The following is a 390-nucleotide window of genomic DNA, read 5'->3' on the forward strand; positions in this document are numbered from 1 at the left end:
TTCACCCCGGGCGTCTTCGAGGGCGACCTCGTGCACTTCGCGGCCGGCCAGGACGCCACCGGGACGCTGACGCCCGGGCTGTGGCTGCCGCACATCGGCGGACAGGTGGAGTAGCACCACGTGGCGTGCGGCCACGAGGAGATGACCCGTCCCGGACCGCTGTCCGTCATCGGCCCCGTACTGGCCGGGAAGCTGGCCGACGAACACGACGAGCACCACACCCACGGCGCTTGATCACCGAAGAACACGGAGAGAGACACATGGCGACCAACCCCTTCGAGGACGAGAACGGCACCTACTTCGTGCTGCGCAACGACGAGGGACAGCACTCCCTGTGGCCGGTGTTCGCCGACGTACCCGCCGGCTGGACGGCGGGCTTCGGCCAGGCCG

Annotated in this window: 1 protein-coding gene; it reads left to right on the forward strand. The window is 69.5% G+C overall.

The window, feature by feature from the left end:
* Positions 1–260 precede the first annotated feature (260 nt).
* Positions 261–390, forward strand: a 130-nt coding sequence (locus tag G3I17_RS39510) for an MbtH family protein (RefSeq protein ID WP_164604541.1), incomplete at its 3' end; no start/stop codon positions are given.

The organism is Streptomyces sp. SID13031 (assembly GCF_010548305.1).
In the GTDB taxonomy this organism is placed as follows: Bacteria; Actinomycetota; Actinomycetes; order Propionibacteriales; family Kribbellaceae; genus Kribbella.